A 21,441-nucleotide genomic window follows, 5' to 3' on the forward strand; every position below is an offset into this window, starting at 1 on the left:
ATAACTATCAAAAATAGTAATTTCTTTATTTAAATCTGATAATTTTTCCATGAGCCTTTGAAGTCATCTCTTGAGGGATGGAGGCTGTGATTTCATTGTAGAGTAACTCCACTAGTTTTTGTTTGAGAAAACTTCTTGTGAGGACAATACTTACCTCTCGAATCGGTTCCTCTCCTTCAAAAGTTCTCAGTCTTGTTTTTTCTTTTTCATTCATAGAGAAAGTAGCCAATTCAGGTAGTAAAGTGACTCCTTGATATTCATTGACCATGTTTTTCAAACCTTCTAAAGATCCACTTTCGTAGTGGAAATTCATTTTCTGAAACTTGGCTTGATTACAGAGATTGAGAACTTGGTCTCTGAAGCAATGCCCTTGTTGAAGCATCCACAGATCCGTAGATTCCAAATCCTCCACCGATATTTTGTCTTTTCTTAATAAGGGATGCCCATCGGACAAATAAGCGAAGAACTTCTCGTAGAACATTGGCTTTTCTAAAAGCCCACTTTCATTAAGAGGCGTAACCACAATGCCAAGATCTATTTCGTCATTTTTGAGTTTTTTGATCACGTCTTCAGTGACCATCTCTTCCACTTGAAGTTGGACCTTTGGAAATTTATCAATGAAATTTTTGATGAATCTGTGCAGCAGATAAGGTGCTAAGGTAGGGATAATCCCAAGCTTGATCACACCGCTAATATCGCCCTTGAGTTGAGCGACAAGTTCGAAAATACCTTTGCTGTGGGAGACGACTTTTTTTGCCTGGTCAATAATTTGAGAACCAGTTTCTGTGGGGATGACAGGCATTTTGGATCGATCAAAAATGATGACATTGAGTTCTTTTTCGAGTTTACTGATCTGTGCACTCAGCGTGGGCTGTGTTACAAAACAAGATTCTGCAGCTTGGCCAAAATGTCTGAACTTATCTACAGCTAAGATGTATTCCAATTGTTGGATTGTCATAGTTTTTTCCCTGTCTACTACCTGATAAATCTACTCAAAACCTCCCATCATAGGAGAAGCACAAATATAAAAATCTTTTTCTCTTTATTTAGATTTGATTTAAATAATGATTAATTTTGCATCCATAAATCAAGAAATCTATGTTAAAGAATATTCTAAAATCGACAATTTTAGGTCTTGCAGCAATTTCATTATACGCCTGTGGAGGTGCTTCAGATCAAGAGGAAGTAGTCAATGTATATACCCACAGGCACTACGAGGCCGATCAGCAATTATTTGATCAGTTTACAGAAAAAACAGGAATCAAAGTAAATGTAGTCAGTGCAAGTGCTGATGAATTGATTCAAAAGTTAGAACTTGAAGGTGCTAACTCCCCTGCAGATATCTTGATTACAGTGGATGCAGGTAGATTGCATAGAGCTGTTGAGAAGGACCTTGTCCAAGCAGTAGAGTCTGAAATTTTGAATAACAATATTCCTTCAAAATTTCGAGAGCCTAGTAATAAATGGTTTGGTTTGACTTTCAGAGCTAGAATATTGGCATATAGCAAAGAGCGAGTTGATCCGAGTGAATTGTCAACTTATGAAGCTTTGACAGAAGAAAATTGGAAAGGGAGAGTGCTGACTCGTTCGTCAGAGAACATATACAACCAATCACTTTTGGCTTCTATCATTGCGAATAATGGTGAGGAAGCCGCTGAAGAATGGGCGAGTAAATTGTTGGCCAATATGGCAAGAACACCCAAAGGAAGCGATAGAGATCAGGTGAAAGCCGTGGCATCAGGAGAAGGAGATGTGGCCATCGTAAATACCTACTACATTGGAATCATGCTCAATGATGCTAATGAAGAGGAAAGAAAGGCTGCTGAGAAAATCGCTATATTCTTCCCAAATCAAGACGATAGAGGAACACATATTAATGTTTCTGGGGCAGCTGTTACTAAGTATGCGCCAAACAAAGACAATGCAATTAAATTGATAGAATTCTTGTCAGAAGTAGAGGCTCAGAATTTCCTTGCAAGTATCAATTTTGAATATCCAGTAAACCCTAAAGCTGAATACTCTGATTTATTGAAAGAATGGGGAGCATTTAAAGCAGATGAAATCAATTTGTCTGAGTTAGGAAAAAGGAACAAAGATGCAGTGATTATCTTTGACCGTGTTGGATGGAAATAAGCCAAAGTTTTGGATATAATTAGGAAGAAGTACTATTGGTGGAATAAGTGGACTGGCTATGCGCTAATCATCCTATTATTTGTCGCAACTCCACTCGTCACTATCTTATTTAAGTTATTTGCTAGCCCAGGAGGTAGTTGGTCACATATTGCCAATAATCTCCTATACGGCTATTTTCAAAATACGCTGCTACTCCTGTTAGGGGTAGCGGCTTTGACGTTTTTGTTAGGAGTGAGTACTGCTTGGTTGGTTTCCAATTATGAGTTTCCGGGGAGGAAGTATTTCGAGTGGCTATTGATTTTGCCATTGGGGTTTCCAGGCTATATCATGGCTTACACTTATGTGGGGATTTTAGACTATACAGGTCCTATACAGACCTTTTTCAGAAATACTTTTGAAGTCAGCTTCAAGGGTAGCTTGATTGATATTATGAATTTGCCTGGCGCAATTTTCATCCTATCAATTACTCTATTTCCTTACGTATTTTTAATTGCAAGGTCTTCATTTCTCCAACAATCAAAAACAATGCAGGAGGCATCATTTCTTCTGGGAGCGAATAGGACAAAGACATTTTTCAAAATTGCCCTTCCAATGGCAAGGCCAGCAATCGTAGCGGGTATCGCATTGGCAAGTATGGAAGTGCTCAACGATTATGGGACAGTCAAGTATTTTGGTGTCAATACATTTACTACAGGTATTTTCAGAGCTTGGTTTTCTATGGGGGATGCTACCACAGCCATTTACCTTGCAGCTATTTTAATGGTTTTTGTTTTCGTGATTCTTTATTTAGAATCATTTCAAAGGGGGAATAGGCAATATTCATCGGTTAATGGACTCAATAAGCCTACTGCAAGAAATGAGGTGTCGATCAAAAAGAAATTTCTTTACACTAGTATTTGTACAATCATTTTTTTGATTAGTTTTCTAATTCCATTCTTACAATTATTGAAGTGGGCTTGGTTGACTTATGAAAAAGTTGTCAATCAAGAATTTTTCTTATTGATTTATCGCAGCTTCGGGTTGGCAGCGATTGCAGGGATCATGGTGGTTGTTCTTTCTGTTGTGTTACTCTATGCGCTTCGTTTGAGCCCATTCAAATGGGTCAAAAGCATTACTAAAGTAGCAACCCTAGGTTATGCCATTCCAGGAGCAGTGATTGCAGTTGGTGTTATGATACCACTATTGGCATTTGATAAATGGGTTTATGACACTTTGTTATCCGCTAGGGTGGCAGGCTTGTTTCTTTCGGGAACTTTATTTGCCCTTATCTTTGCTTATATAGTCAGGTTTATGGCTGTGGGGTATAATCCTGTCGAAGCAGGCTTCCAGAAAATCGGTATACATGTGAATGAAGCTAGTAGATTGTTGGGAATTAGAAGTACCAAAACATTGTGGAAGATTGATCTGCCACTAATCAAAACGACCTTGTTTTCAGGGATTTTGTTGGTCTTCGTAGATGTTCTTAAAGAGCTTCCTTTGACTTTGATTTTGAGACCTTTCAACTATCAGACTTTGGCAACCAAGGCATTTGATATGGCTACCAATGAAATGATTGCAGAGTCGGCAAATGCTGCTGTTATCATCATCTTGACGGGAATTATTCCGATAATTTTCCTCAATCAGATGATCAAGAAAAGAGAACTATAAGTATTTAGATATATCAAGATGAGCATATTATCACTCCGTCGGATCAATAAAAAGTATGGACAAGCAAAGGTTTTTGCTGTCAATGAAGTTTCCTTCGATGTGGAAGAGGGGGAAATATTGGCCTTGGTCGGGGAAAGTGGCTCTGGTAAGACAACATTACTGAGATTGATCGCTGGATTAGAGCATCCTGATGGAGGTACAATCTCCTTGGCAGGTCAAGTTATTGTGCGAGGCAAAGAGTCTGTCCCTGCGCATGATCGCAAAGTGGGGATGGTTTTTCAGGATTATGCTTTATTTCCACACTTGACCATTTTAGAAAATGTCACTTTTGGAATTTCTAAATCAAAAGGTAACCCTGTGCAAATCGCAAAGGATACGCTCAAGTTGGTTGGATTGACAGAGGATTTCAATAAGTATCCGCACCAGCTTTCAGGTGGACAGCAGCAACGCGTTGCTTTGGCAAGAGCCATTGCGCCAAACCCTAGGATTCTTCTGATGGATGAACCATTCAGTAATCTGGATGCCATGCTTAAAGATCAAGTTAGAGAAGAAATTCGTCAGATTATCAAAAAGACAGGAATTACCGCGATTTTTGTTACCCATGACACTAAGGACGCTTTGTCCACAGCTGATAGAATCGCCATTCTCCATAAAGGTTACTTACAACAGATAGATATTCCTAAGAATCTCTACGAAACTCCTGTCAATCCTTATGTGGCAAATTTTTTTGGCAAAAGGAATGAATTGCTTGCAACTCCAAGCGAAGATGGGTTCTACACTTCTTTTGGTTTCATTGCTGATTTGGAGGCTAGAAAGTATAAGACAAAGGTGAAGTTAATGTTCCGCCCAGAGCATGGTGAAGTGGTACAGAGAGAGGGACAGCAGTTGAGTGGTAAAATTGTCAAAGTATCTTACTTTGGGAGCCATCAATTGGTCAAGATTTCTGATGATGAGGGTTTTAGAGTGACTATCAGAACCAATCCGGGCAGGATTTTTGAAAATGTAGAAAGAACCTTCTTTTATCTTTGGAAATACGATATAGAGGAAGCTTTTTGATTAAATTTCAGTAGATTGAGGTGATTGAATTTTGGGGCAAGTTGGTTAAACTTGCTTTCTGAAAAAAATTGTTTTAGATTTAATTGTTATCAATCTAAAAGCAAATGTTATGTCTCAAGTTCTAGCTACCCTTCGCTTGGAAGACCAATTGTGCTTCCCTTTGTATGCAGCCTCTAGAATGATTATACAGGCTTACCGTGATCCATTGGAGTCATTGGGGCTGACTTACCCACAGTATTTGGTGATGATGACACTTTGGGAAAGAGACGGACAAGCAGTCAATGAAATCGGGAAAAAACTGTTTTTAGACTCTGGGACTTTGACCCCTTTGCTCAAAAGGTTGGAAGCAAATAGCCTGATCAAAAGGGTTAGAAGTGAAGCCGATGAAAGGAGAGTGGAAATTGAATTGACCTTTCAAGGAAAATCCCTAAAGAGCAAAGCAGAGGGGATTCCAGGAAAGATTCTAGAAACTTTGAACAGCTGGGAGTCTCAGGAGTTAGATAGCTTGAAAGTCGAACTAGATAAATTAATAGCAACTTTAAACCAAACCTAAACGAAATGGAAAAAATAACAATTGATTACACCGCGACAGCTGTAAATACTGGCGGTAGAAAAGGACATGTAAAAACAGATGATGGCCAATTGGATTTTGATGTGGCGATGCCTAAGGAAATTGGCGGGCCAGGAGGAAAGACCAACCCTGAGCAATTATTCGCTGCAGGCTATGCCGCATGCTTTGGCGGCGCGCTAGGAGCAGTTGCCAAAGGAATAAAGCTAGATGATGCAGAAATCACCGTAAAGGCTCATTTGGGTAAAACAGATAATGGCGGCTTTGGATTGGCAGTGGATATTCATTGTAAAATCCCTGGAGCAGGCTCTTTGGAGGCGGCTCAAAAGTTAGTAGATGAAGCTCACCAGGTTTGTCCTTACTCCAAAGCCACTAGAGGAAATATAGAAGTGAACGTGAAGGCTGTTGAATAAATCATTGTATTGAATTAACTTCATAAAATGAATCCCCATTTTGTCCTGTGATGAGATGGGGATTTTTTTTAATTATATTAATTTTTCTGATTTATTGACATTTGAACTATTCCGAATTCATCTTCCACATTGATATCCATCCAAATTTTAGAATCTTTAACTAAGGCAAACTCAGGCATTTTTTTTAGGTTTTCGATTTCTTGAACATCTAATACTTGGAAGTTTTCAGACAAAATGGTGAAGTAAACTTGATAAGAATCAACTTTCTCTTTTCCAAGTTCATCAAAACTTGATTTTCCAATTTGAGAAAATCGATAGAAATTTTTCCTTTGATCATCCCAATAGAGTTGACCAAAGGTGATTTCCTTTTCTAGCTTCATGACTTCGTCCTGATATCCTTGAAAGGAGCCTTGTTCAGTTTTATACTTCGCTGTTTTCCTGTCTGCTGTCAATATTGGGTCATAAGTATACATAATCAAGGTGTCAGCCTTTGTATCGTATTTTGCAATTGAGTTCATATACCTACTTGTCAAATATACATCATCATCAATCAATTGCATTTTTGATCGCGTATCATGAATAGCGCCTGACCGGTCAACGATAAATGAAATCCTGAAATTCTTGTTATAGTCAAATCCAGGGATAAGAAGTTTTTCCAATGTATCATTCTCGAGATCAACTTTTCCTAAAAAAGTATCGCCAGATGCGTTGGAATTAATTTGTAGATAAAGCGTATTATTCTTATCAGAAATGATTGCCAAAGGGTCTATTTGTTCTCTTTTATCTAGGTTTTCAAATTCTAGTAGCAAAGGGCGAATATTAAAGTCTCTGTCTCCATTCTTATTGAATACTCCTAGTTGTTGATAGCTTAACAAGACTAAGTCCTCGTTTGATTTAGATTTGATATCTATGATATAGGATCCAATACCGTTTGGCCCTTCTTGGTCAAATTCAATAACTTCTTCTAATTTGAAGGTGTTGGTATTTATTTTCTCAATTCTTGGAGTATTTCCTCCAAGCTTGAAGAAATAGTTTTTGTCATTATCGAATGTTGCGCCCATAAAGCCTACACCCATAAAAATCAAATCTTCTCCTGGGTCTACCATCAAAGTGTCAAATGAAAAGGTATATCTGCTATCCAATAGTATATTAGACTTTTTTTGATCAGAGCAGGAATAAAATAATATAACTACCAAAAACGCACAGTATAGATTTTTCATATTTCCAAAATTTAGTATAAGCTAAAAATAGGAATCACTTTTAGAAAATCAGAAAGAAACGCTGTTAAAGAAACTTAAAATGAAATCACAAATTCTATTGACTCTTCTCCACCTCTGACCTGATAATTACGTATTGAAATAGATCTCCCACTTTTCCATCTTTGATATAGGCATCTTTTAAAATGGCTTCTGGTACATAGCCTGCATTTTCCAATACTTTCATGCTCGCTGTATTATAATCAAATACTTGCGAATAGATGCGCTTGATTTCTGGAAACTTGTCCAAAAGGTATTCTGTGTAGAGCATCAAGGCTTCGGTTGCGATTCCTTTGCCCCAATAGGGTTCTGCTATCCAAAAACCTATTTCCATATTAGTACGCAGTTCTTCCTTGCCGATTTCTCCTCCTATAGATCCCACCAAATGATCATCTTGCTCTATGGCGAAATTTTGAGGAGGGGTGAATTTGATGTTATGTTCTATCCAGTGCCTCGCGTCGTGAATGGTGTAAGGCTGAGGAAAAGCATCCCTGAGATTTGCGGCAATTTTAGGATTGTTGGCAATGGGGTAAAGCTGATGGAAATGACCTTCATGCCAGCGAACTAGTGAAATGTTGTTTTTGCCGCAGATCTTCATATTTTGATAGGATTATTTGTAAAAGATAAGTTCCTTTTATGAAGATGACAAATCTTGTTCTGAAGGACACTTAAATAAGTTGAATCAACCGAACATTTTCAGATTTATCTCTATAATTTTAATCCTTCTAAAATCCTTCCTTCGAGACGGAAATGCCCTTCATCCTTATCCTACTCATCCATCCCAGAAGCCTTCATTTTCTCTACATTTTCGGCAAACCTTAGCGCAGATATAAACTCTTCAATATTGCCTTCCATCACATCTGGGAGGTTGTAGACAGTCTTGTTGATCCTATGGTCTGTTACACGGCTTTGAGGGTAATTGTAGGTTCTGATCTTATCTGAGCGATCTCCACTTCCTACCATGGATTTACGTTGGGCGCCTACGGCATCATTGTGCTTGGCAAGTTCGATTTCATAAAGTCTAGAGCGAAGAACCTTGAGCGCTTTTTCGAAGTTTTTGATCTGAGACTTTTCATCTTGACAAGTGACTACCAACCCTGAAGGAAGGTGAGTCAATCTGACAGCAGAGTAGGTAGTATTCACCGACTGTCCTCCAGGGCCAGAAGAGCAATATGTGTCTTTTCTGATTTCATTCATATTGATATTCACCTCTACCTCGTCCATCTCTGGCAGTACAGCAACTGAAGCAGCAGAAGTATGTACCCTTCCTTGTGTCTCAGTACTAGGGACACGCTGTACCCTGTGTACACCTGATTCATACTTCATCATGCCATACACGTCAGCTCCAGTGATGGTGCTGATAATCTCTTTGTAACCACCAGAAGAGCCAAAGGTCAAATCCAAAACTGTCAATTTCCAGCCCTGCTTATCACAAAATCTCTGATACATACGAAATAGGTCTCCAGCAAAAATAGCCGCTTCGTCTCCGCCTGTACCTCCTCTGATCTCGAGAATACAATCTTTGGAGTCATTAGGATCTTTTGGAATTAACTGCTGCTTGAGATCCTCTTCGAGCTGAATCTGACGATCTTTGAGTTCATCTAATTCGGCCTTGGCCATATCTCTGAAGTCCTGATCTTTTTCCTTCTCGAGGATTTCTTTTGAGCTTTTGATATTATCCAACACCAATGTGTATTCATCTAGCAAGTCTACCACTTTTTCCAAATCCTTATATTCTTTGGTCAATTTGGTGTATTTGCTCATGTCAGACATGGCATCTGGCTGAATGATCAGCTGGCCGACTTCTATAAATCTATCTTTAAGCGCTTGTAATTTTTCAAGCATAGTTTCTTAACTTTTTGGAAGGGCAAAGATAACTTCTCTCCCTTTAGGATGAAAATAATTCTAATTACTTAAGGGTTGATAGCTTCAGGGCGACGAATCAAGGCTAAATCCCATCAAAAGATTCTCTCAAATATTTTGCTGTATGGTTATTCTGAAGGTCTTTCATGTCTTCAGGTGTGCCTTGAAAGGTTAGATTCCCTCCTTTTTCCCCTCCTTCTGGCCCTAGGTCTATCACCCAGTCTGCAGATTTGATGACCTCAGTATTATGTTCTATGATGATTACTGAGTGGCCTTGCTCAATCAAGGCATTGATAGAATGTAGGAGTTTCTTGATGTCGTGAAAATGAAGTCCAGTGGTAGGTTCATCAAATATAAAAAGAATATGATCACCAGATTTATTCCCTCCTTTGCCAAGAAAAGAGGCGAGCTTTACCCGCTGCGCTTCACCTCCAGAGAGGGTGTTAGATGACTGTCCCATACCGATATAACCAAGTCCTACTTCTTGAAGGGGATGTAGCTTGTTGATGATTTGATTCTTCCCCGCAAAAAATTCCATCGCTTCATCAATAGTCATATCCAAGATATCTGAGATGTCCTTGTCCTTATACTTGGCATCAAGGATTTCAGCTTTGAATCGCTTCCCTTTGCAGGCTTCACAAGTCAAATGGATGTCTGCCATGAACTGCATTTCTACGGTGACAGTACCTTCTCCTTGACAAGCTTCACACCTACCTCCATCAACATTGAAAGAAAAGAATGCAGGCTTATAGCCCCGTTGCTTTGATGTGGGTAATTCGGAAAATAGTGTTCTGATGGCATCATAAGCTTTGACATAAGTGACCGGATTGGATCTTGATGACTTACCAATTGGGTTTTGATCTACGAATTCTATTTGGGAGATTTTTTTATAGTCTCCTTCTACTTTGTCAAACTTTCCTGATTCATCGATGACAGTGCCTAATATCTTACCCAAAGCTGGATACAATACCTTCTTGACCAAAGTTGATTTACCAGAACCACTTACTCCTGTGACTACGGTGAGGGTATTTAGAGGGAACTGTACAGTAAGGTTTTTCAGATTATTTTCTTTGGCTCCCTTTACCGTAATACTGTCTTTCCATTTTCTATTCCGCTCCTTGATATTGATTTTTTCTTCTCCACGAAGATATTGGGCTGTGTGGGTATGGGAGGAAGCTAAGAGTGCTTGGAGGTCACCTTGGAACATCAGCTGACCTCCATTGACACCAGCATCAGGGCCAATATCGATGATTTCGTCTGCAGCCTTCATGATTTTCTCTTCGTGTTCTACGACAATTACAGTATTGCCTAGATCTCGGAGGGTTTTGAGTACCTCGATTAGCCTGTCTGTATCTCTTGGATGAAGTCCTATGCTTGGTTCGTCCAAGATATACATGGATCCTACCAAAGCTGAGCCTAAAGAAGTCGCTAACTTGATTCTTTGGAATTCGCCTCCAGAAAGACTCGAAGTAAGCCTATTCAAAGTCAGGTAGCCAAGACCTACTTTGTCAATATATTCTAATCTGTTCAGGATTTCTTTGAGTAGTCTATTGGCTACTTTTTGTTCAGATGCTGAAAGCTGTAGGTTTTGGAAAAAATCCAAGGCCTTGTCAATTGGCATCAAAACTATGTCTGTGATGGAATGTGCTGCTATTTTGACATAAGAGGCATCTTTTCTCAATCTTGTACCCCTACAATCGGGACAGGTGGTTCTTCCCCTGAATCGAGAAAGCATCACTCGGTATTGGATTTTGTGTGTTTTGCTTTCTAAGTCTTTGAAGAATGCATTGAGACCTTTGAAGTGGGAGTTGCCCGTCCAGAGTAGTTCTTGCTCAGCTTCTGTCAGGTCTTCGTATGCCCTATGAATGGGAAAGTCAAAATAAATCCCTTTTTTAAGCAAAGGTTCTAGCCACTTGCTCGTAGTCTCCCCTCTCCAAGGCGCAATAGCCCCTTCAAATACCGAGAGGGTTTTGTCAGGGATGACCAAGTCAGCGTCGATCCCTAACACTGAGCCAAAACCTTCACAAGTTTTGCATGCTCCGTAGGGATTATTGAATGAAAAGAAGTTCACAGAAGGCAACTCAAAGCTGATGTCATCTAGCTCAAACTTGTCTGAGAAGGTCTTTTTGGTTTTTTCGGGGATCAAAATGGTACATTCTCCATGACCTTCGTAGAAAGCTGTCTGTACTGAGTCAGCAATTCTGAATTGGTTGTCTTCATCTTCCTTTTGGACTGTAGCCCGGTCTATAAGAATTTCGTAATGACCTTTGGGAAGCTGTTTTTCTACTACCAAGTCTTCCACGAAGTGTGCTTCACCGTCTATCAGTATGCGAGTGAAGCCTTTTTGAAGTAGTAATTCTAATTCCTTGGCTTTGGATCTATCATTGAGGATTTGAAGTGGGCAGGAAATCATGACCCGATCCCCTTCCTCAAATGAATGAATATAGTCTACAACGTCTGTAACTGTGTGGTGCTTAACTTCTTCGCCACTGACAGGAGAATAGGTCCTTCCGATTCTACTGAAGAGTAGCTTGAGGTAGTCATAGATCTCCGTGGTAGTTCCTACGGTCGAGCGGGGGTTTTTTGTGCTAACTTTTTGCTGAATCGCAATAGCAGGGGAAACACCCTTGATGTACTCTACATCGGGTTTTCCCATCCTTCCAAGAAACTGTCTGGCATAAGAACTCAAACTCTCCACGTACATTCGCTGTCCCTCAGCAAAAAGTGTATCGAAAGCTAAAGAGGACTTTCCTGAACCTGATAGGCCTGTAACTACTACAAGTCTATTTCTAGGAATCGCTACACTGAGGCTTTTGAGGTTATTTACCTTAGCATTTTTGATGATAATGTATTCCTTGGGATCAAGGTCGTCTACTGATGTATGTCGTACAGTGGTGCTTAAATTCATAACGCGCAAAGTTACCCAAACAACAGCTGAAAAGATAATTTGTTGGAAATTTTAGCCTTCAACTAACCATAAAACATAGGCATACGCAAAATACCTAAGAATCCTCAAAAGACTGTAAAGCGTATACTTCATTCTCGACATTCCTCCTGCCCCAGCCATCAATGCAATAGCAGAAAACGGTAGTGGACTGATTGATGCAACAATAACTAAATATGCTCCGAACTTTTGCAATAATAAGAGGTATTTTTGAACATACTTGTTTTTGACTTTCTCCAGATTGAGTTTTTCTTTCAATAGTGAACCTAGAGAAAAATTAAAATATCCAGCTGCATAAGAAATAGTCGCTAGCATACCAATGCTCAAAAAATAGGGCCCAATATGACCAGTCTCTAATGACCATAGCATAAATACTTCTGGTGGGATGATGCCGAAAAGTATTTCTGAACCAATATATATCAACAATACAAGCGGTGTATTATTGTAGATAGGTCCAAACCTAGAAAGACGCTCTGATTCATCCATGCTTTCCCTGAGCAAATAAAAAAGCAAGATCAGGATAGCGAGGAGAATAAAACCCCGGAACATATTTCGAATTAAGAATTTTGATTTTTCAGTTTTGATGAAATTAGGAGCCATAGAAATGCTTCGGATTTCCTGTGTTGAATTGAAATCTAAAATAGAGGACTTTTCGATCTATTTTGATTTCTTTTGTGTTCAATATTGTCAATCAAAATGAATTATGAAAATAGAGAAGCATAAAGTTGTAGCTGTCAGCTACGAGCTCCATGTGGATGATGGGGAGAATGGAAAAACCTTTTTTGAAAAAGTAGAAAGAGATAAGCCTTTTTATTTTTTATTTGGAGCGGGCAATACGCTTCCAGCATTGGAAGATGCGCTTCAGAGTAAGGTTGTCGGTGACACTTTCGAGGTTTTTATTGATTTTGAAAATGCTTATGGTGACTATGACGAAAGTAAGACGGCCATTATTCCCAAGGCAAACTTCAAGGAAAACGGGAAGAAGAACCCTCAAATGTTGAAAGTAGGGAAGGTCATACCCATGCAAGACGATCAAGGCAATCAATTGAGAGGGGAGATCACCAAGATAGACTATAAGGGAGTTCATATGGATTTCAATTCGCCCTTAGCGGGCTTAGATTTATATTTTCAGGGTGAAGTAATTTCAATCCGAGATGCAGAGCAAGAAGAGATAGATCATGGTCATGTGCATGGTCCAGGAGGACACCATCATTAAGAATCAAAAAAAGGAGGTTAAGCTACTGCTTAACCTCCTTTTTTCTTCCATTTCCCTTGGGTTTTCATCTGATTTCTATTACGCTTGGCTTTTGAGTTTTTGTTGCCTCGTTTTTCTTTTGCTTTGTTAGGGTTAGCTGTTGGTCGGGCTTTTTTCTCGTGAAAACCACCCTTGAAGTCTGGGTTGTCTTTTCGTTTTTGATTGTCTATTTCTCTTTCATAGCCTTGTTTTTCTATGAAAGGTGTAGGTGCAACACTGACTTCTGTTGGTATTTGACTTTCGGGAACTGATATCCTGATGATTTCTTCAATTTTCTCAAAATGCCAAACCTCGGCTGGGTTGATAAAGGTAAAGGCCTTACCTTCATTTTCAGCTCTGCCTGTTCTGCCTATTCTGTGTACATAATCTTCATAGATCAGGGGAACATCAAAATTGATCACGTGGCTAACCATGGAAATATCTAATCCACGAGCCGCCACATCAGTAGCTACCAAAATCCTTACACTTCCTGCTTTGAAGTCTTCCATGGAGTTGATTCTCGTGTTTTGACCTTTGTTGGCATGGATCACACGTATTTCTCCTAGTTGCTTTCGTTGCAAATAACTAAAAACTGACTCTGCGTTTTTTCTTGATTTGGTAAAAATGATCACCCGATTTACAGACTCGTCCTGCAGTAGGTATTCAAGCAGATTGATTTTAGTCTTGATGTTTGGTACGTAATACTTGGTCTGTTGTATAGTTTCTGCGGTGGTAGCTTGAGCAGTGACTTCTATTCGCTCTGGAAACTCGAGGAATTCAGCAGAAAGGTTCTCCACTCTTGATCCGAAGGTAGCTGAAAAGAGTAGGTTCTGTCGTTTGCTCGGGATTACTTCTAGGATTCCCCTAATTTGAGGCATAAAGCCCATGTCTAGCATCTTGTCTGCTTCATCCATGACCATCGTTTTGAGGTCTCTGACGTAGATTTCCCCTTTTTTGTAGAGATCTAGGAATCTTCCCGGGGTAGAGATGATAATATCTACACCTGCTTGGAGTTTTTCAATCTGAGTTTTAGGGCCAATGCCACCATATAGACATACATATCTCAAATCAGTGTATTTCCCAAATTGAATCACAGCTTCTTCTATCTGCATGCAAAGTTCTCTAGTAGGAGCTAAAATCAATGCTCTAGGATGTTGACCTTGTGCATACTTGATTTTGAATAGTACAGGAAGGACATAGGCGGCTGTCTTTCCAGTACCTGTCTGTGCGATACCCAACACATCATGTCCAGCCAATGCCAATGGAATGGCTTTTTCTTGAATAGGTGTGGGCTTGGTATAGCCCGCCTCCTTGACAGCTTCCATTAGCTGTTTATTCAATTTAAAATTCTCAAAAGATAGAAGGCTATCAGACATGTTTGTTTAATTTTACAGGATAAGGGAAAAAGAAAAAGAAAAACTCAAAATTGATTTTTCTAGTTAATTACGACTATATGCTTTTTCCATTTAGGATAAATTGAATCAAAAACCTTTCATCAAATCTTAACAACCCATGAAAAGTATTTTAATAACAGGTGCAAATATAGTAAATGAAGGTAAGATTACCCCGATGGATATTTTGATCCAGGATGGGGTGTTCTATAATATAGGAAAAGATTTGTCTGAGTTTGAGGCTGACATCCATATTGATGCTAGTGGAAAATACATTTTCCCTGGGCTAATCGATGATCAGGTACATTTCAGAGAGCCGGGGCTGACTCATAAGGCTGATATCTATACAGAGAGTAAGTCTGCGGTAGCGGGTGGAATTACTTCTTACATGGAGATGCCTAATACCGTGCCTCAGGCGACGACCATTGAACTTCTTGAAGATAAATACAAAATAGCTGCCGAAAAATCCCTTGCGAACTATTCTTTTTTCTTTGGTGCTACCAATGATAACATTGAAGAGATCCTAAGAGTAGATCCTCAAAATGTCTGTGGAATCAAGGTTTTTCAAGGTTCTTCTACTGGCAACATGCTGGTAGATAATCAAGAAAGCCTCAGGAGAATATTTGCAGAATGCAAGCTCCTGATCGCAACGCACAGTGAAAATGACAATATCATCAAGGAAAACTTGGAGAAGTACAAGGATGAATTTGGAGATGATATTCCACCTAGCTACCATCCAAAAATCAGGTCAGAAGAAGCCTGCTATGACGCCTCCAAGAGGGTAGTAGATCTTGCTAGACAATATGGTACCAAGCTCCATGTGTTGCACATTAGTACAGGTAGAGAAGTGGAATTGTTTGATGATAGACTTCCGCTAGAAGAAAAACGCATCACTGCCGAGGCATGTATCCATCACCTGTGGTTCTCAGATGAAGACTATGAAGAGAAAGGAAATTTCATCAAATGGAATCCTGCTGTCAAAACTGCTGTGGACAGAGATAAAATCCTAGAAGGTGTTCTCAAAGGAAATATTGATGTGATCGCTACTGACCATGCACCACATACCCTGGAGGAAAAAGGAGAGAAATACCTCAAAGCTCCTTCAGGAGGGCCCCTTGCACAGCATAGTTTGGTTGCCATGTTGGACTTGTATCATGCTGGAAAAATCAGATTGGATCAGATTGCGCAAAAAATGTGTCACAATGTTGCCATCTTATTTGAGATTGAAAAAAGGGGGTATATCAGACCAGGCTATCATGCTGACTTGGTGATCGTAGATCTAGATAATCCATGGACTGTGTCGCGAGACAATGTACTTTCCAAATGTGGTTGGTCTCCATTTGAAGGACATACTTTCAAATCAAAAGTAACCCATACGATCGTTTCTGGACATTTGGCGTACGAGAATGGTACATTCCACGAAGAGAAAAAAGGAGCGCGCTTGAAATTTTCCAGAAAAATAATTGACTAGGGTATTGTTTACCAAAAAACCGGATATTACCTTTGCAGTCCAATCAGGCATCAGGCTTGATTCGAAGCGTTAAAATGGTGGTTGTAGCTCAGCTGGTTAGAGCGCTGGTTTGTGGATCCAGAGGTCGCCGGTTCGAACCCGGTCTTCCACCCAAAGCCCCTCTTTTTAGAGGGGTTTTTTCATTTTTAACAAATAAAATTGAACTATTGTGGCATAAATTTTGTCTCAAAAAATATAAAATTTTAAAAATCAAAAGAAATACGGCAATGTTTACATTATTCAAAGCTTCGCCAAAATTCCCAAAAATACAGCCTGTGAACTTAAAGTTCATTCAGTGCTATTTTGAAAAGTTTGAGGAGTCTCTCCGCAACTTTGAAGAATTACAAAAAGAAAGTATGGGCTCTTAAGTCGAGATATTATTAAAGGTTATGGAAACATAACCTTTATTTTTTGCTAGAATATTTTTCTTTCGGGATGGAAAAACTATTTTTATGGAAATCTCCAAACTTTTGACCAAATGAGTTATATCCATTTTGATAAAACACAGTTAATCAACCTGAATTATTCCCTAGATCGCGAAATCATCAGAACTAATCGTGGAGGGTCTTATACAAGTACTACAATTATAGGATGTAATACCAGAAAATACCATGGTTTATTGGTTTCTCCACAGCCCCAAATTGACAGCCAATTACATGTTTTGTTGTCTACTGTTCATGAAACTGTAATTCAGAGAGGAGCCAGCTTCAATTTAGGGATCAATAAGTATCCTGGTAATTATTCGCCAAGAGGGCATAAGTATTTGGAAGATTTTGACTCAGAGCCCATTCCAAAGCTGACTTACCGAGTTGGAGGAGTATTGCTTCAGAAGGAATTGATTCTTGATACTAATAGAGATAGGGTGATGATTAGGTACACCTTACTAGATGCGCATTCCCCAACCAAAATTAGAATTAGCCCTTTTTTGGCTTTCAGAGGATATCATGAATTATCCAAGGCCAATGATCGTATAGATCAAAGTTTTAAAAAAGCCCCGAATGGAGCCGTTTTTCAACTATATCCGGAGTACAGCCCTTTGTATTTGCAACTCTCCAAAAAGAATGACTTTCAGAGTATTCCCAACTGGTATCATAATATAGAGTACATCCAAGAGCGAGAAAGAGGCTATGCTTATCAAGAAGATCTATTTGTGCCTGGATATTTTGAGTTTGACATAGAAAAGGGAGAGTCCGTGATTTTCTCAGCTGGCCTTACGGAAGCAGATCCGGCTACCCGACAGCGTGCATTTGAAAAGGAATTAGCAAGGAGGATTCCTAGAAATAATTTCGAAAATTGTCTGCTAAACTCAGCTGGTCAATTTATTCAGAAAAGAGATGGGAAAACCCACGTGATTGCAGGATACCCTTGGTTTGGTTGGTGGGGCAGGGATACTTTTATAGCCAGTCCAGGGTTGACTTTGACCCATGGAAATAAGGATATATTTCTAGAGATCATGGATACCATGGTTGCTGACTTGAGCGGGCCACTTTTTCCGAATGTGGGAAGTGGCGTCATGCGCAATATGAACTCCATGGATGCGCCACTATGGTTCTTCTGGTCACTTCAGCAGTATATCGCTTTCACTGGAGATGAGAAGACAGTCAAGAAAAAATATTTAGAAAAGCTCAAGGGGATCATTGAGGGATTCAAAAATAGTACAGATTTCAACATTCATATGCAAGAATCAGGTTTGATCTATGGAGGTCAAGAAGGGATTGCATTGACGTGGATGGATGCGGTAAATTCAGATGGTCCTGTGACGCCAAGAATAGGTTGCCCAGTTGAAATCAATGCCTTGTGGTATAATGCGCTTTGTTTTTATCATGAGCTTTCTGGTGATCAAGAGATTGCTACTCTAGCAGAGCAGGTAAAATCAAGTTTTGTGTCTACTTACTGGGACGAGAAGAAAGGGTACTTGGCAGATGTGGTAGATGGAAATCACAAAGATTGGTCTATTAGGCCAAATATGCTTTTTGCGGTTTCGTTACCACATTCTCCTTTGGAAGAAAGTCAAATGGATCGAGTATTAGAGGTCATCAAATCCAAGCTTTTGACTCCTAGAGGGCTTAGAACATTATCCCCCGATGACCCTGGCTATAAGGGTTACTATTTTGGAGATCAATATGTCCGTGATAGAGCATATCACAACGGTACCGTTTGGGCATGGCTCTTGGGGCATTTTGCAGAAGGTTATTTGAAGCTACATGGAAAATCAGGAAAGCACTTTATTGAGAAAATCATTCAATCATTTGATGGAGTGATGACTCAATATGGTATAGGTACAGTGGCTGAAATATATGATGGAGACCCACCACATCGCCCTAAAGGAGCTATTTCACAGGCCTGGAGTGTGGGTGAGTTGTTGCGAATGATGCATTTAGTGAAAAAAGTTTAAGCAGATTTTTATGAAGGTTTTAATGTTTGGGTGGGAGTTCCCACCACATATTTCTGGAGGATTGGGTACAGCTTGCTATGGCTTGGTCAAAGGTTTGGTTCATCATAAGCAAGACATCATCTTTGTCGTTCCCAAATTGTGGGGTGATGAAGAACCTCTTGCTGATTTTGTCAATGCCAGTGATGTGACGGTAGATTACAGAGAGAAGAAATTCAGAGAAATTTGGAAGAATCTTACCTATTTAGAGGTGAGTAGTTTTTTGGTGCCATACCTCAGTCCAGAAGAGTTTAAGAAATATTCGGACTACGCGCTACATGATCGCACTGATGTAGATGAAAGTATTTTTAGCAATAAGTTTGAGTTTAGCGGTAAGTATGGTAAGGATCTCCTTCAGGAGGTTTCTCGTTATGCATTGGTCGCCGCGCAGATAGCTAAGTCAAAGGATCATGATGTCATTCATGCGCATGATTGGTTAGCTTATCCTGCTGGTATCGCAGCTAAGCAAATGAGTGGTAAGCCTCTAGTGGCACATATTCACGCAACAGAATTTGACCGGTCTGGAGAGTCTGTGAATAAGCCGGTTTTTGATATAGAATATGCAGGTCTTCATGCTGCTGATCATGTGGTGGCTGTAAGTCACCTTACTAGAAATATTGTCATTAATAAGTATGGTGTTCATCCTGACAAAGTAAGCGTACTTCATAACGCTGTGCTAGATGCCAGTATCATAGAAAGTAAGGTGAAGAAGAAAGTGCCAGAGAAAATCGTCACTTTCCTAGGTCGGATTACCTTCCAAAAAGGCCCTGAATATTTTGTAGAGGCCGCCAAAAAAGTACTCGAAAGAGATCCTAACGTGCGATTTGTGATGGCAGGCAGCGGAGACTTACTCAATGCCATGATCAAAAGGGTGGCTGAATTGAGGATTGGGACGAAGTTTCATTTTACGGGCTTCCTGAAGGGGCAGGATGTGGATGATATGTATGCCATGTCTGATGTGTATGTCATGCCTTCGGTATCGGAGCCTTTTGGAATTGCGCCCTTAGAAGCAGTGAGGCATAATACACCCGTAATTATATCCAAGCAATCGGGTGTAGCGGAGGTGTTACAAAATGCAATCAAAATTGATTTTTGGGATGTGGATGCTATGGCTGATGCCATTTTTGCCCTTTTACATTATCAGAGTATTTCCAAGATGTTCAAAGAACTTGGAAGCGAGGAGTTGAAAAACCTCAAGTGGGAGCATGTAGCTGCCAAATTAGTAACCGTGTATGAAAAAATAACAGAAGAATAGCCATGAGAACCATTTGTTTTTACTTTCAAGTTCATCAGCCATTGAGGATTAAGCCTTATAGGTTTTTTGATATAGGAGACGATCATTACTATTGGGATGATTATAGTAATAAAAGTATCATGAGGAAGGTCGCACAAAAATGCTACCTACCTATGAATGCTTTACTGTTGGATTTGATCAATCATTACAATGGGGCTTTCAAAGTAAGCTTTTCAATCTCTGGTGTCTGTTTGGATCAATTCGAGCTATATGCGCCAGATGTATTGGAGAGTTTCCAAAAACTAGTGGCCACGGGTCATGTGGAGTTGCTCAGTGAAACAGACGCCCATGCCTTGTGCTCATTGAAAAGTAATGATGAATTTGCTCGCATGGTGAAGAATCACAAAGAAAAAATCAAGAAGCATTTCAATGGATATGAGCCGAAGGTTTTCAGAAATACTGAGTTGATCTATTCTGATAGCATTGGTGCGATGGTCTATGAAATGGGTTACAGAGGAATATTGACGGAAGGTGCCAAACATATCTTGGGATGGAAAAGTCCCAATTATGTCTATCAAAATGCCATCAAGCCGGAGCTCAAGGTATTGCTAAAAAATTTCCAACTCAGTGACGATATTGCTTTTAGATTTAGCAATAAAACTTGGCCAGATTATCCATTGACTACCGATAAGTTTGTCAACTGGATCAATATGATTCCAAAAGAAGAAGAAACGCTCAACTTATTTATGGATTATGAAACTTTTGGAGAGCATCAATGGGCTGATTCAGGGATTTTTGATTTTATGAAAGCCCTTCCAGAGGCAGTGTTTCAAGGAAGTGACTTTGGATTTTCTACTCCTTCAGAAGTATTGGAGCGTGCAAAAAATATTGCTCCTATTCATGTGCCCACTCCGATTTCATGGGCAGATGAAGAGCGGGATTTGACCGCTTGGCTTGGTAATGATTTGCAGGATGAAGCTTTTGAGAAATTGTATCAACTTGAGCATTTGGTCAAGCTAATCGAAGATGAAGAGATTCAGCGGGACTGGACTTACCTACAGACCTCTGATCATTTCTATTACATGTGTACCAAGTTTTTCTCCGATGGAGATATTCACGCGTATTTCAGCCCTTATGATTCGCCCTATGATGCCTTCATCAATTACATGAATGCCTTGAGTGATTTCATTCTCAGAGTGGAGCAGCATCTCAAAAAGCAGATTACATAAACCCAAACTACCATTCCCCATGAGCAGAAATATCTTTATTGTATCATTATTAGCTTTTATGCTTGGTTTTTCTTGTCAGGTGAAAGTAGAGGAAAAAGGCAAGGATCCTGTGGAAACTATCATCACGAGATTCGATCGGCCTGATGCCAGTATACTCAAAGGAGTATATATTCCAGAAGACAAGGAATATTTTTACACTTCTGGCTTGGTAGCTGATGTTGTAGATGTGGACGCAGAGCCGGGAACTTACAAGCGATATGGAGATACATATCAGCAAAGCAAAAGCACCCTAGAAAAAATCAAGGCGACGCTTGCAGAAGCGGATTTTACCATGGAGGATGTATTTTTCTTAAGAGTTTATCTAGCACCTGATCAGGAGGGGAATATAGATTGGCAGGCTTGGTTCAAGGCTTATGGAGAATATTTCAACAATGATGCAAATCCAAATAAGGTAGCCAGAAGTACCATAGCTGTCTTCGCCTTAGCCAATCCAGATTTGCTTATTGAAATAGAAGCTGTTGCGGCGAAGTAG

The 21,441-nt window shown here is 39.7% G+C and carries 18 protein-coding genes and 1 tRNA gene; 12 read left to right on the forward strand and 7 right to left on the reverse strand.

All coding sequences use genetic code 11. The features are described 5' to 3' along the window. Positions 1–25: 25 nt before the first annotated feature. Positions 26–958: a hydrogen peroxide-inducible genes activator gene (locus CHB66_RS13660; protein WP_089241888.1), complete on the reverse strand. Its 933-nt coding sequence runs from the start codon at positions 956–958 to the stop codon at positions 26–28. A gap of 140 nt (positions 959–1,098) precedes the next feature. On the opposite strand from CHB66_RS13660, the gene CHB66_RS13665 reads away from it, so the two are divergent. From CHB66_RS13665 to CHB66_RS13685, 5 genes are all read left to right on the forward strand, one after another. Further along, positions 1,099–2,133, forward strand: coding sequence for a Fe(3+) ABC transporter substrate-binding protein (locus CHB66_RS13665; RefSeq protein WP_089241890.1), 1,035 nt, complete (start codon positions 1,099–1,101; stop codon positions 2,131–2,133). A gap of 9 nt (positions 2,134–2,142) precedes the next feature. Then, positions 2,143–3,780, forward strand: a complete 1,638-nt coding sequence (locus tag CHB66_RS13670) for an ABC transporter permease (RefSeq protein WP_089241892.1) — start codon at positions 2,143–2,145, stop codon at positions 3,778–3,780. Between the two features lie 18 nt (positions 3,781–3,798). Next, positions 3,799–4,836 (forward strand): ABC transporter ATP-binding protein, encoded by a 1,038-nt coding sequence (locus CHB66_RS13675; protein ID WP_089241894.1) that lies wholly within the window; start codon positions 3,799–3,801, stop codon positions 4,834–4,836. A 109-nt stretch (positions 4,837–4,945) separates the two neighbouring features. Continuing rightward, entirely contained in the window at positions 4,946–5,389 is a 444-nt protein-coding gene (locus CHB66_RS13680; protein ID WP_089241896.1) for a MarR family winged helix-turn-helix transcriptional regulator, read from the forward strand. A 5-nt stretch (positions 5,390–5,394) separates the two neighbouring features. Then, the gene (locus tag CHB66_RS13685) at positions 5,395–5,817 is read left to right on the forward strand and encodes an organic hydroperoxide resistance protein (RefSeq protein ID WP_170932498.1); all 423 of its coding nucleotides are present in this window, start codon (positions 5,395–5,397) and stop codon (positions 5,815–5,817) included. Positions 5,818–5,894: 77 nt separating this feature from the next. On the opposite strand, the gene CHB66_RS13690 is transcribed toward CHB66_RS13685, so the two are convergent. From CHB66_RS13690 to CHB66_RS13710, 5 genes are all read right to left on the reverse strand, one after another. Continuing rightward, positions 5,895–7,037, reverse strand: a complete 1,143-nt coding sequence (locus tag CHB66_RS13690; RefSeq protein ID WP_089241898.1) for a DUF4221 family protein — start codon at positions 7,035–7,037, stop codon at positions 5,895–5,897. A 94-nt stretch (positions 7,038–7,131) separates the two neighbouring features. Then, on the reverse strand, positions 7,132–7,671 hold the full coding sequence (locus CHB66_RS13695) for a GNAT family N-acetyltransferase (protein ID WP_089241900.1): 540 nt from the start codon (positions 7,669–7,671) through the stop codon (positions 7,132–7,134). A gap of 170 nt (positions 7,672–7,841) precedes the next feature. Next, positions 7,842–8,918, reverse strand: a complete 1,077-nt coding sequence (prfA, locus tag CHB66_RS13700) for a peptide chain release factor 1 (RefSeq protein ID WP_089241902.1) — start codon at positions 8,916–8,918, stop codon at positions 7,842–7,844. Positions 8,919–9,021: 103 nt separating this feature from the next. Next, on the reverse strand, positions 9,022–11,844 hold the full coding sequence (uvrA, locus tag CHB66_RS13705; protein ID WP_089241904.1) for an excinuclease ABC subunit UvrA: 2,823 nt from the start codon (positions 11,842–11,844) through the stop codon (positions 9,022–9,024). Positions 11,845–11,895: 51 nt separating this feature from the next. Then, entirely contained in the window at positions 11,896–12,429 is a 534-nt protein-coding gene (locus CHB66_RS13710; protein WP_245812735.1) for a YqaA family protein, read from the reverse strand. A 154-nt stretch (positions 12,430–12,583) separates the two neighbouring features. Here CHB66_RS13710 and CHB66_RS13715 point away from each other — a divergent pair, with 154 nt between their 5' ends. After that, positions 12,584–13,096: an FKBP-type peptidyl-prolyl cis-trans isomerase gene (locus tag CHB66_RS13715; protein WP_089241908.1), complete on the forward strand. Its 513-nt coding sequence runs from the start codon at positions 12,584–12,586 to the stop codon at positions 13,094–13,096. 29 nt (positions 13,097–13,125) lie between these two features. On the opposite strand, the gene CHB66_RS13720 is transcribed toward CHB66_RS13715, so the two are convergent. Further along, positions 13,126–14,490 (reverse strand): DEAD/DEAH box helicase, encoded by a 1,365-nt coding sequence (locus CHB66_RS13720; RefSeq protein WP_089241910.1) that lies wholly within the window; start codon positions 14,488–14,490, stop codon positions 13,126–13,128. Between the two features lie 136 nt (positions 14,491–14,626). Here CHB66_RS13720 and CHB66_RS13725 point away from each other — a divergent pair, with 136 nt between their 5' ends. From CHB66_RS13725 to CHB66_RS13750, 6 genes are all read left to right on the forward strand, one after another. After that, a complete protein-coding gene (locus tag CHB66_RS13725; RefSeq protein ID WP_089241912.1) occupies positions 14,627–15,976 on the forward strand; it encodes a dihydroorotase in 1,350 nt (449 codons plus the stop codon). A gap of 76 nt (positions 15,977–16,052) precedes the next feature. Beyond that, positions 16,053–16,128, forward strand: a tRNA-His gene (locus CHB66_RS13730). A 365-nt stretch (positions 16,129–16,493) separates the two neighbouring features. Beyond that, positions 16,494–18,410 carry an amylo-alpha-1,6-glucosidase gene (locus tag CHB66_RS13735; RefSeq protein WP_089241914.1) on the forward strand — a complete coding sequence of 639 codons (1,917 nt, stop codon included), beginning with the start codon at positions 16,494–16,496 and terminating at the stop codon, positions 18,408–18,410. A gap of 10 nt (positions 18,411–18,420) precedes the next feature. Then, the gene (locus CHB66_RS13740) at positions 18,421–19,701 is read left to right on the forward strand and encodes a glycosyltransferase family 4 protein (RefSeq protein ID WP_076497600.1); all 1,281 of its coding nucleotides are present in this window, start codon (positions 18,421–18,423) and stop codon (positions 19,699–19,701) included. 2 nt (positions 19,702–19,703) lie between these two features. Further along, positions 19,704–20,909: a glycoside hydrolase family 57 protein gene (locus CHB66_RS13745; protein WP_089241916.1), complete on the forward strand. Its 1,206-nt coding sequence runs from the start codon at positions 19,704–19,706 to the stop codon at positions 20,907–20,909. 19 nt (positions 20,910–20,928) lie between these two features. After that, positions 20,929–21,441, forward strand: coding sequence for a RidA family protein (locus tag CHB66_RS13750; RefSeq protein WP_089241918.1), 513 nt, complete (start codon positions 20,929–20,931; stop codon positions 21,439–21,441).

This window comes from Belliella buryatensis, from assembly GCF_900188245.1.
GTDB classification, from domain to species: Bacteria; Bacteroidota; Bacteroidia; order Cytophagales; family Cyclobacteriaceae; genus Belliella; species Belliella buryatensis.

Bases quoted from the DNA above. Each gene is read 5' to 3' on its own strand.
- CHB66_RS13745 (WP_089241916.1), top strand. From the start codon at position 19,704: ATGAGAACCATTTGTTTTTACTTTCAAGTTCATCAGCCATTGAGGATT.
- CHB66_RS13750 (WP_089241918.1), top strand. From the start codon at position 20,929: ATGAGCAGAAATATCTTTATTGTATCATTATTAGCTTTTATGCTTGGT.
- CHB66_RS13740 (WP_076497600.1), top strand. From the start codon at position 18,421: ATGAAGGTTTTAATGTTTGGGTGGGAGTTCCCACCACATATTTCTGGA.
- CHB66_RS13665 (WP_089241890.1), top strand. From the start codon at position 1,099: ATGTTAAAGAATATTCTAAAATCGACAATTTTAGGTCTTGCAGCAATT.
- prfA (WP_089241902.1), bottom strand. From the start codon at position 8,918: ATGCTTGAAAAATTACAAGCGCTTAAAGATAGATTTATAGAAGTCGGC.
- CHB66_RS13720 (WP_089241910.1), bottom strand. From the start codon at position 14,490: ATGTCTGATAGCCTTCTATCTTTTGAGAATTTTAAATTGAATAAACAG.
- CHB66_RS13690 (WP_089241898.1), bottom strand. From the start codon at position 7,037: ATGAAAAATCTATACTGTGCGTTTTTGGTAGTTATATTATTTTATTCC.
- CHB66_RS13710 (WP_245812735.1), bottom strand. From the start codon at position 12,429: ATGTTCCGGGGTTTTATTCTCCTCGCTATCCTGATCTTGCTTTTTTAT.
- uvrA (WP_089241904.1), bottom strand. From the start codon at position 11,844: ATGAATTTAAGCACCACTGTACGACATACATCAGTAGACGACCTTGAT.
- CHB66_RS13725 (WP_089241912.1), top strand. From the start codon at position 14,627: ATGAAAAGTATTTTAATAACAGGTGCAAATATAGTAAATGAAGGTAAG.
- CHB66_RS13660 (WP_089241888.1), bottom strand. From the start codon at position 958: ATGACAATCCAACAATTGGAATACATCTTAGCTGTAGATAAGTTCAGA.
- CHB66_RS13680 (WP_089241896.1), top strand. From the start codon at position 4,946: ATGTCTCAAGTTCTAGCTACCCTTCGCTTGGAAGACCAATTGTGCTTC.
- CHB66_RS13695 (WP_089241900.1), bottom strand. From the start codon at position 7,671: ATGAAGATCTGCGGCAAAAACAACATTTCACTAGTTCGCTGGCATGAA.
- CHB66_RS13685 (WP_170932498.1), top strand. From the start codon at position 5,395: ATGGAAAAAATAACAATTGATTACACCGCGACAGCTGTAAATACTGGC.
- CHB66_RS13675 (WP_089241894.1), top strand. From the start codon at position 3,799: ATGAGCATATTATCACTCCGTCGGATCAATAAAAAGTATGGACAAGCA.
- CHB66_RS13735 (WP_089241914.1), top strand. From the start codon at position 16,494: ATGAGTTATATCCATTTTGATAAAACACAGTTAATCAACCTGAATTAT.
- CHB66_RS13715 (WP_089241908.1), top strand. From the start codon at position 12,584: ATGAAAATAGAGAAGCATAAAGTTGTAGCTGTCAGCTACGAGCTCCAT.